Raw genomic sequence first — 9,817 nt, 5'->3', positions numbered from 1 at the left:
ACAGCAAGCGACGCAAAGCGAAAGCAGCGCGAAGCTGGCGGGTTCAGCGAAATGGCAGTGAAGAATTTAGCAGTACCGCTCTTTAACAATTAAACAACCGATAAGTGTGGGCGCTTGATGCGATGCACTGTGATTAGGTTAGGCGTTAAACCCTGGCCTCTTCACAAGCACAATGAAATCAAGTGCTCACTAGAAGTGAAGTACCTTAGACGTCAAGTTTAAGAACATACCTCACTTCCTTTGAGTAGCGACGTATGACCTGGTTCGGATTTATTCGGACCAAGAATACGAAACAAATACAGAGATTAAACTGAAGAGTTTGATCCTGGCTCAGATTGAACGCTAGCGGGATGCCTTACACATGCAAGTCGAACGGCAGCACGGACTTCGGTCTGGTGGCGAGTGGCGAACGGGTGAGTAATGTATCGGAACGTGCCTAGTAGCGGGGGATAACTACGCGAAAGCGTAGCTAATACCGCATACGCCCTACGGGGGAAAGCAGGGGATCGCAAGACCTTGCACTATTAGAGCGGCCGATATCGGATTAGCTAGTTGGTGGGGTAACGGCTCACCAAGGCGACGATCCGTAGCTGGTTTGAGAGGACGACCAGCCACACTGGGACTGAGACACGGCCCAGACTCCTACGGGAGGCAGCAGTGGGGAATTTTGGACAATGGGGGAAACCCTGATCCAGCCATCCCGCGTGTGCGATGAAGGCCTTCGGGTTGTAAAGCACTTTTGGCAGGAAAGAAACGTCATGGGCTAATACCCCGTGAAACTGACGGTACCTGCAGAATAAGCACCGGCTAACTACGTGCCAGCAGCCGCGGTAATACGTAGGGTGCAAGCGTTAATCGGAATTACTGGGCGTAAAGCGTGCGCAGGCGGTTCGGAAAGAAAGATGTGAAATCCCAGAGCTTAACTTTGGAACTGCATTTTTAACTACCGAGCTAGAGTGTGTCAGAGGGAGGTGGAATTCCGCGTGTAGCAGTGAAATGCGTAGATATGCGGAGGAACACCGATGGCGAAGGCAGCCTCCTGGGATAACACTGACGCTCATGCACGAAAGCGTGGGGAGCAAACAGGATTAGATACCCTGGTAGTCCACGCCCTAAACGATGTCAACTAGCTGTTGGGGCCTTCGGGCCTTAGTAGCGCAGCTAACGCGTGAAGTTGACCGCCTGGGGAGTACGGTCGCAAGATTAAAACTCAAAGGAATTGACGGGGACCCGCACAAGCGGTGGATGATGTGGATTAATTCGATGCAACGCGAAAAACCTTACCTACCCTTGACATGTCTGGAATTCCGAAGAGATTTGGAAGTGCTCGCAAGAGAACCGGAACACAGGTGCTGCATGGCTGTCGTCAGCTCGTGTCGTGAGATGTTGGGTTAAGTCCCGCAACGAGCGCAACCCTTGTCATTAGTTGCTACGAAAGGGCACTCTAATGAGACTGCCGGTGACAAACCGGAGGAAGGTGGGGATGACGTCAAGTCCTCATGGCCCTTATGGGTAGGGCTTCACACGTCATACAATGGTCGGGACAGAGGGTCGCCAACCCGCGAGGGGGAGCCAATCCCAGAAACCCGATCGTAGTCCGGATCGCAGTCTGCAACTCGACTGCGTGAAGTCGGAATCGCTAGTAATCGCGGATCAGCATGTCGCGGTGAATACGTTCCCGGGTCTTGTACACACCGCCCGTCACACCATGGGAGTGGGTTTTACCAGAAGTAGTTAGCCTAACCGCAAGGGGGGCGATTACCACGGTAGGATTCATGACTGGGGTGAAGTCGTAACAAGGTAGCCGTATCGGAAGGTGCGGCTGGATCACCTCCTTTCAGAGCTTAAGTGCTCGTGTTAAGTGTCCACTCTTATCGGTTGTTTGATATAGCTGGGATCAGTTGTAGGCTTGGGTCGAGGGAATCTTCCCTGGGTCTTCAGCTACCTGACTACTGATCCGAGAAGGTTTTGGGTCTGTAGCTCAGTTGGTTAGAGCACCGTCTTGATAAGGCGGGGGTCGTTGGTTCGAATCCAACCAGACCCACCAAAGTATTTCGCGTAGTGCTGGTCGCTGTGTGGGATATGGGGGTGTAGCTCAGCTGGGAGAGCGCCTGCTTTGCAAGCAGGATGTCATCGGTTCGATCCCGTTCACCTCCACCATTGATTCTCAAATACTCACCTGGTGGTGATGTAGAGGCTAACTCATAGCGCTGCTTGCAGCGTTATGAGTTAGGTTTTACCTAACAGCTATATTCGTTCTTTAACAATCTGGAAGAAGCACAACGAAATGTACTTATCAAGTACTCGACGCAAGTCGAAGAAGATAAGTACGGGTTGTGATTGCATTATTTTGTTCCAAGTTCTCAAGACTGAGGTGAATAACCTCAGACTGCTTTGAAACTTATGAACGGCACAAACGCTAATACTCAGGTCCTATAGCCTACAGCGTTATAGGATCAAGCGACTAAGTGCATATGGTGGATGCCTTGGCGATCACAGGCGATGAAGGACGTAGTAGCCTGCGAAAAGCTACGGGGAGCTGGCAAACAAGCTTTGATCCGTAGATGTCCGAATGGGGAAACCCACTGCAGCAATGCAGTATCCCTAGCTGAATACATAGGCTAGTGGAAGCGAACCGGGTGAACTGAAACATCTCAGTAGCTCGAGGAAAAGAAATCAACCGAGATTCCGAAAGTAGTGGCGAGCGAAATCGGAAGAGCCTTTACGTTTTAGCACGCAAGATAGTCGAACGGAATGGAAAGTCCGGCCGTAGCAGGTGATAGCCCTGTAGGCGAAATCTTGTGTGTGGAACTAAGCGTAAGACAAGTAGGGCGGGACACGTGAAATCCTGTTTGAAGATGGGGGGACCATCCTCCAAGGCTAAATACTCGTGATCGACCGATAGTGAACCAGTACCGTGAGGGAAAGGCGAAAAGAACCCCGGAAGGGGAGTGAAATAGATCCTGAAACCGTATGCATACAAACAGTAGGAGCCTCCTTGTGGGGTGACTGCGTACCTTTTGTATAATGGGTCAGCGACTTACATTCAGTGGCAAGGTTAACCGAATAGGGAAGCCGTAGCGAAAGCGAGTCCGAATAGGGCGATTCAGTCGCTGGGTGTAGACCCGAAACCAGATGATCTATCCATGGCCAGGTTGAAGGCACGGTAACACGTGCTGGAGGACCGAACCCACTAATGTTGAAAAATTAGGGGATGAGCTGTGGATAGGGGTGAAAGGCTAAACAAATCTGGAAATAGCTGGTTCTCTCCGAAAACTATTTAGGTAGTGCCTCAAGTATTACTGCGGGGGGTAGAGCACTGTTATAGCTAGGGGGTCATGGCGACTTACCAAACTATGGCAAACTCCGAATACCCGCAAGTACAGCTTGGGAGACAGAGCACCGGGTGCTAACGTCCGGACTCAAGAGGGAAACAACCCAGACCGCCAGCTAAGGTCCCGAATTATCGCTAAGTGGGAAACGAAGTGGGAAGGCATAGACAGTCAGGAGGTTGGCTTAGAAGCAGCCATCCTTTAAAGAAAGCGTAATAGCTCACTGATCGAGTCGTCCTGCGCGGAAGATGTAACGGGGCTAAGCGATAAACCGAAGCTGCGGGTGTGCACTTTTAGTGCACGCGGTAGGAGAGCGTTCTGTAAGCCTGCGAAGGTGGCTTGTAAAGGCTGCTGGAGGTATCAGAAGTGCGAATGCTGACATGAGTAGCGATAAAGGGGGTGAAAAGCCCCCTCGCCGTAAGTCCAAGGTTTCCTGCGCAACGTTCATCGGCGCAGGGTGAGTCGGCCCCTAAGGCGAGGCAGAGATGCGTAGCTGATGGGAAACTGGTTAATATTCCAGTACCGTCGTACAGTGCGATGGGGGGACGGATCGCGGAAGATCATCAGGGTGTTGGATGTCCCTGTTGCTGCATCGAAGATGGCGCTTAGGCAAATCCGGGCGCGTAAATCAAGGGTGTGGCACGAGCGAGCATTGCTTGCGAAGTGATTGGAAGTGGTTCCAAGAAAAGCCTCTAAGCTTCAGCTGTACGAGACCGTACCGCAAACCGACACAGGTGGACGGGATGAATATTCCAAGGCGCTTGAGAGAACTCAGGAGAAGGAACTCGGCAAATTGATACCGTAACTTCGGGAGAAGGTATACCCCGGTAGTGTGAAGCGCCTGCGCGCTTAGCATGATGGGGTCGCAGAGAATCGGTGGCTGCGACTGTTTATTAAAAACACAGCACTCTGCAAAGACGAAAGTCGACGTATAGGGTGTGACGCCTGCCCGGTGCCGGAAGGTTAAGTGATGGGGTGCAAGCTCTTGATCGAAGCCCCGGTAAACGGCGGCCGTAACTATAACGGTCCTAAGGTAGCGAAATTCCTTGTCGGGTAAGTTCCGACCTGCACGAATGGCGTAACGATGGCCACACTGTCTCCTCCTGAGACTCAGCGAAGTTGAAGTGTTTGTGATGATGCAATCTACCCGCGGCTAGACGGAAAGACCCCATGAACCTTTACTGTAGCTTTGCATTGATCTGTGAACCGGCCTGTGTAGGATAGGTGGGAGGCTTTGAAGCGTGGTCGCTAGATCACGTGGAGCCAACCTTGAAATACCACCCTGGTTTGTTTGCGGTTCTAACCTTGGTCCGTTATCCGGATCGGGGACAGTGCATGGTGGGCAGTTTGACTGGGGCGGTCTCCTCCCAAAGTGTAACGGAGGAGTTCGAAGGTACGCTAGGTACGGTCGGAAATCGTGCTGATAGTGCAATGGCATAAGCGTGCTTGACTGTGAGACTGACAAGTCGAACAGGTGCGAAAGCAGGACATAGTGATCCGGTGGTTCTGAATGGAAGGGCCATCGCTCAACGGATAAAAGGTACTCTGGGGATAACAGGCTGATACCGCCCAAGAGTTCATATCGACGGCGGTGTTTGGCACCTCGATGTCGGCTCATCTCATCCTGGGGCTGTAGCCGGTCCCAAGGGTATGGCTGTTCGCCATTTAAAGAGGTACGTGAGCTGGGTTTAAAACGTCGTGAGACAGTTTGGTCCCTATCTGCCGTGGGCGTTGGACTTGATCCCCCTAAAGAGTCGTTCGAGACCAGGACGTTGATAGGTCGGGTGTGGAAGCGCAGTAATGCGTTAAGCTAACCGATACTAATTGCTCGTGAGGCTTGATCCTATAACACTGATGGTTATTGACCTGGTGATATAGCGTTCCAAGTGTCGTTCAATACAAAATCTGGCTGCACCGTCGGCAGCCAGCCAACACCAATTACACCCCCCTGTGCGTGATCATCGAGCTAGTCTCTGATCACCCACACGTTGTGTTTCTTCCAAGATTGGAGCGGTTGCGTTCATACGCAGCAGCTCAACAAGTTACGCCTGATGACCATAGCAAGGTGGTACCACTCCTTCCCATCCCGAACAGGACAGTGAAACGCCTTCGCGCCGATGATAGTGGACGGACGTCTGTGAAAGTAGGTCATCGTCAGGCTTTTATTCCGCAAAACCCCACAGGTGATCCTGTGGGGTTTTGTCTTTGGGCGATCGGATTGAAGAAAACCCCCTCGTGGCTGACGCCACGAGGGGGTTTTTGTTTTGGGCCTGGTGGCGTCAGGGCAGTTGGCGGCGCAATGCAGCGAAAAACAGTTCGGATTGCAGGCGTTCGCTTTGAATCTGGGCGGCGACCTTGCTGGCGATTGCGGTATCTACGGGTTTAAGCGGGCATCCCGTGGATTGCGCCAGGACCTGCGCGTTGCAGGCGCGTTCGAGGAAAAAGAGATCGTCGTAGGCGTAGTCCAGGCGTTCTCCGCAGACGACGACACCGTGGTTGCCCAGGAAAACGATATCCGCGCCCTGCATCGCATGGGCGATGCGTTCCCCTTCGCTCACGTCCAGCGCCAGGCCGTTGTAGTTTTCGTCGATCGCCAGCCGTCCGTGGAAGCGCATGGCGTTCTGCGACAAGGTCGTGTCCAGTCCACGGTCGGATGTCAGCGTCAATGCCGTGGCATAGGGCATGTGCGTGTGCAGGACACAGGCCTTGCCGGCGATGCGGTGGATGGCGGCATGGATGAACATGGCGGTGGGTTCCACTTCGTGGCGCCCGGCCAATTTATTGCCATGCGCGTCGATCAGCACAATGTCGTCCGCCTGCACTTCATTCCACATCAGGCCACGCGGGTTGAGCAGGAAGTGGTCCGGATCCCCAGGCAGCGCCACGCTGAAATGGTTGCAAACGCCTTCGCCCAAGCCGTGCGCGGCAGCCGCCCGCAGGGCAAGCGCGAGATCTGCGCGAAGCGCGGCAACGGGTTCGGCGTGAAAAAGAGCGTCGGCGAAGCGGGGTTCTTGATTCATGACTGCCTACAAAGGTTAAGAGAGGGGAGGCGCGCCCCGGTCAGAGCCAGCCGGCGTCGCGGAACAGGCCAGGCACGCGGTCCAAAGTGGGTACGGTAGCGTCCGGGCGGTAGTCCGGCAAGAGCTTGCGGCCTGTGCCGCGGTCTATCCATACGCAGCGAAAGCCGATGTCCCGGGCGGCGGCATGGTCCAGATGGGGGCTGGCGCAGATATGCACCACCTCGTCCGGGGTGACGCCCAGGCCGTCGTGGGCATGGGCGAAGATTTTGCGTGAAGGCTTGTAGGCGCCTGCCTGCTCGGCGGTGATGACGCGGTCGACATGACCACCCAGCTGCGCGACGTTGCCGGCGATGATCTGGTCGTCGGTATTGGAGATGATGCATAGGCGGAAGCCGGCCTGCTTCAAGGCGGCCAACGTGTCCACGACCTCGGGGAAGGGAGGCATGGCGGAGATCCCGCGGGTCAGCAAGTCGGCGTCTTCTGGACGATACGCAAGGCCCAGGTCCTGCATCGTCAGGCGCAGCGATTCCCGCGTGATGTCCGCAAAGCTGCGGTGCGGCGGCGTGCGTTCCAACCGGTGTTCGTGTTCGTCGTACACCTGCAGGAACTGCGCCGGCGTCGGCGCGTCGGTGCTGGCCGCCAGAATGCGAGAGACGGTGGCTTGCAAGCCTTCGTCCCATTGGATCAGCGTGCCGTAGCAGTCGAAGGTGAGCCATTGGGGACGGGGAAGGTGATCCAGCGGCATGTCGGTTTCCTCAGGAATGAAGGGAGTGGGGGTGGGATCAGCTTATCGTCCGCCTGGTAAAGTCGTAAAATTAATAATTGAACTCGACTCAGTCGATAAATCGATATCGATTCCCTTATCTCCGCTCAGCCGATAGGGTGCCATCAGACCCCTTGTCTCAGCTTGGGCGATAGGCCGATACCAAACCCCTTATCTCAGCTGGGACGATAGGCTGATACCGGACACCCCTAGCCTCGGCTTGGGCGACAGGCCGATACCAAGCCCCTTGCCTCCCTTCAGCCGATAGACGGATATCAAACCGATCATGTTGGATCTTGAACTCCTTAGAACCCTGGTGTGCGTCGTGGACGAAGGCAGCTTCACGCGGGCGGCCAGCCGGGTGCATCGCACGCAGTCCACGGTGAGCCAGCAGGTGCGCAAGCTGGAGCAGACCGTGGGCAAGACGCTTTTGCTGCGCGATCGCGCTGGCAGCGATGTCGTGGCGACGGAGGACGGCGAGTTGATGCTGGTGTACGCGCGCCGTTTGCTGGCCATGGCCGACGAGGCGGAGCATGTCGTGGCGGCCCCGCGCGCGGCGCGGGTGTTGCGGTTGGGGATCCCCGAAGACTTCGATGTGTCGCGGCTGACGGTGTTGCTGGCGGGGTTTGTCGCCCGGCACCCCGAGGCGCGTTTGGAGACGGTGAGCGGCATGAGCACGGATCTGCGCGGCCGGCTGGCCTCGGGCGACCTGGATCTGGCGCTGATCAAGCGCGAACCGGGCGACGGCGCCTGCCTTGCGGCCTGGCCGGAGCGGCTGGTGTGGGTGGGCGACAAGCGTCACCTGTCGGGATCCGCGGCCGTGCCGCTGGTACTGTTTCCACATGGCTGCATCTATCGCAAGCGCATGATCTACGCGTTGGAAAGCGCGGGGCGGCCCTGGCATGTCGCGTATCACAGCCACAGCCTGGCGGGCGTTCAAGCTGCCGTGGCGGCGGGGCTGGGCGTGAGCCTGCTGCCCGCGTTCGCAACGTTGGAGACGCATGCGCTGCTGGGTGCGCAAGAAGGGTTTGCGGCGGTGCCGCCGACCGAGCTGGCGATCGTGGGGAACGCGCGCGCGGCAAGCGGAATGGAACAGCAGCTGGTAGAGGCGTTAAAGCAGGCCGTCGAGACGGACAGTCAATTCAGGTCGCCGTCCACGTAGTACCAGCGGCCGTCTTCTCTGACAAAGCGGCTGATTTCATGGAGGCGATGCGCGCGGCCGGCTTGGCGGCTGCGGGCGACGAATTCCACAGTGGCGTGGTGGGCGTCTTGATCGCGGGCTTGCTTGATGGCCAGTCCGAGCCACTTGAGATCTGGCGGATTCGGCTCCAGGGACGCAGGGCGGGTGCTGGGATGCCAACTGGCCAGCAGGTAGGACAGCTTGTCCAGCACGAAAGCGCTGTAGCGCGAGCGCATCAGTGCTTCGGCCGTTGGGGCCTGCATGGCCAAGGGGCCTTCATGCCAACGCCCGCAGCAGCTTGAATAGGCCGCGCCGCCACAGGGGCAGGATGCGGCCGGGGACGGGGATTTCTTCGTCACGATTCGGCGTTGGGCGCTCAGGCGCGCAGGTCGTTGTAGTCGGGGTGGCGGCGCATGTAGACCTCGGCGTAGGAGCACAAGGGGCGGACTTTCCAACCGTTGGCCCGCGCGGTGTCCAGCGCGAATTTGGTGAGTTCCGCCGCGATGCCGCGGCCGCCTACCTGGCTGGGCACGCCGGTATGCACGATGGCCATGACATCGCCTTGCAATTGATAGTCCAGCACGCACAGGACGCCGTCGACGGTGGCGGTGAAGCGGGACTGCCCGGGGTCTTGGGTGACAACGGTCATTCGGATATTCCTTGGTCGGGTCGCGATACGAAGCCAAGCGTTCAGGTTACCAGCATGGCGGGGCCGACGCAGGCGTGGCCAGGCGATTGCCTATTCGTCCGGCCCGAAGGTGACAAAGATGCCGTCGGCTTCACCCAGGCCGTGGCCTGCGGGCAGGATCAAGATCGAGACGTCTTCGGGCAGCTTGGAGGCAAGTGCTTTCAAGCGCCCGCTGACGACGCCTTCCAGCGAGTCGCGGTTTGTCTCTGCGGCGATCGACAGACTGAGCGTGACCTTGTTCCAGGCTTCCCAGGAGTCCGGCGCCTGCCGATACGTGAGCGTTGCCAACGCCGAGAGGTCGACGACGCTGCCATTCGCCAGACGGGGAGGCGTATCCGTCCAGGCTTGGAATTTTTCGCGCGTCGCGCCCGGATAGCGCCACGAGGACGGGACGCCGATTCCAGAATTCGGCTGGGCGGAGACGCCGAGCTTCGCGCCTGCCGCCTCCAGTGCCTGATCTCTGGACAGGCCGGCTTCGCGAAGCCGTGCGGGATCGATCGAGAGCCAAAGCTGGATAGGTTCCGGCCGGTTGCTCCAGACCTGGGTGAGGTACTGGTTGTCGCCGATGCCAGGCCCGATTGTCTTCGCGGCCAGTTGTTGCAGTTCGGACTTGCCGAGCCGTGGGCTGGCGACGAGCAGATAGAGATCCCCGTTGGGAACTGCACCCCACACGAGGGCGGGGGGCTGGACGTCGTCTGTGGCGCTGGCCTGCGTAGCGCCTGCAGGAAGGGCGGCGCAGAAGACCAGTGCGGCCAGAGCGCCCCGAGCGGCCAGCCTGCCGCGGCCGGCTCGCGGCAAAGGGCGCCGGCGCTTCGGTGTCATGAGAGGCATCGG

The 9,817-nt window shown here is 57.5% G+C and carries 6 protein-coding genes, 2 tRNA genes and 3 rRNA genes; 6 read left to right on the top strand and 5 right to left on the bottom strand.

Annotated features, from left to right (window positions below):
• Positions 1–307 precede the first annotated feature (307 nt).
• The 5 genes from A9973_RS03005 (at position 308) to rrf (ending at position 5,492) form a co-directional block, all read left to right on the top strand.
• A 16S ribosomal RNA gene (locus A9973_RS03005) occupies positions 308–1,838 on the top strand.
• Between the two features lie 132 nt (positions 1,839–1,970).
• Positions 1,971–2,047: transfer RNA gene (locus A9973_RS03000), tRNA-Ile, on the top strand.
• Positions 2,048–2,084: 37 nt separating this feature from the next.
• Positions 2,085–2,160, top strand: a tRNA-Ala gene (locus A9973_RS02995).
• Between the two features lie 294 nt (positions 2,161–2,454).
• Positions 2,455–5,177, top strand: a 23S ribosomal RNA gene (locus A9973_RS02990).
• A gap of 202 nt (positions 5,178–5,379) precedes the next feature.
• Positions 5,380–5,492 (top strand): 5S ribosomal RNA (gene rrf, locus A9973_RS02985).
• The 16S, 23S and 5S rRNA genes sit together here with 2 tRNA genes alongside, the layout of an rRNA operon.
• Before the next feature lie 119 nt (positions 5,493–5,611).
• Here rrf and A9973_RS02980 read toward each other — a convergent pair.
• Together A9973_RS02980 and A9973_RS02975 are read right to left on the bottom strand one after the other, a co-directional pair.
• Entirely contained in the window at positions 5,612–6,352 is a 741-nt protein-coding gene (locus tag A9973_RS02980; protein WP_183012267.1) for an aldolase, read from the bottom strand.
• A gap of 40 nt (positions 6,353–6,392) precedes the next feature.
• Entirely contained in the window at positions 6,393–7,097 is a 705-nt protein-coding gene (locus tag A9973_RS02975; RefSeq protein ID WP_183012266.1) for a haloacid dehalogenase type II, read from the bottom strand.
• Positions 7,098–7,401: 304 nt separating this feature from the next.
• On the opposite strand from A9973_RS02975, the gene A9973_RS02970 reads away from it, so the two are divergent.
• Positions 7,402–8,277 (top strand): LysR substrate-binding domain-containing protein, encoded by an 876-nt coding sequence (locus tag A9973_RS02970; protein ID WP_183012265.1) that lies wholly within the window; start codon positions 7,402–7,404, stop codon positions 8,275–8,277.
• Here A9973_RS02970 and A9973_RS02965 read toward each other — a convergent pair.
• The 3 genes from A9973_RS02965 to A9973_RS02955 form a co-directional block, all read right to left on the bottom strand.
• Entirely contained in the window at positions 8,253–8,654 is a 402-nt protein-coding gene (locus A9973_RS02965) for a YchJ family metal-binding protein (protein ID WP_183012264.1), read from the bottom strand. The genes A9973_RS02970 and A9973_RS02965 overlap by 25 nt on opposite strands.
• 17 nt (positions 8,655–8,671) lie before the next feature.
• The gene (locus A9973_RS02960) at positions 8,672–8,944 is read right to left on the bottom strand and encodes a GNAT family N-acetyltransferase (protein ID WP_183012263.1); all 273 of its coding nucleotides are present in this window, start codon (positions 8,942–8,944) and stop codon (positions 8,672–8,674) included.
• A 90-nt stretch (positions 8,945–9,034) separates the two neighbouring features.
• Positions 9,035–9,805 (bottom strand): efflux RND transporter permease subunit, encoded by a 771-nt coding sequence (locus A9973_RS02955; protein WP_183012262.1) that lies wholly within the window; start codon positions 9,803–9,805, stop codon positions 9,035–9,037.
• Positions 9,806–9,817 lie beyond the last annotated feature (12 nt).

Source organism: Achromobacter sp. UMC46 (assembly GCF_014170335.1).
Lineage (GTDB): Bacteria > Pseudomonadota > Gammaproteobacteria > Burkholderiales > Burkholderiaceae_B > Achromobacter.
Note: the sequence above shows the minus strand (reverse complement) of the source record. Positions and strands in the feature narration are given on the sequence as shown.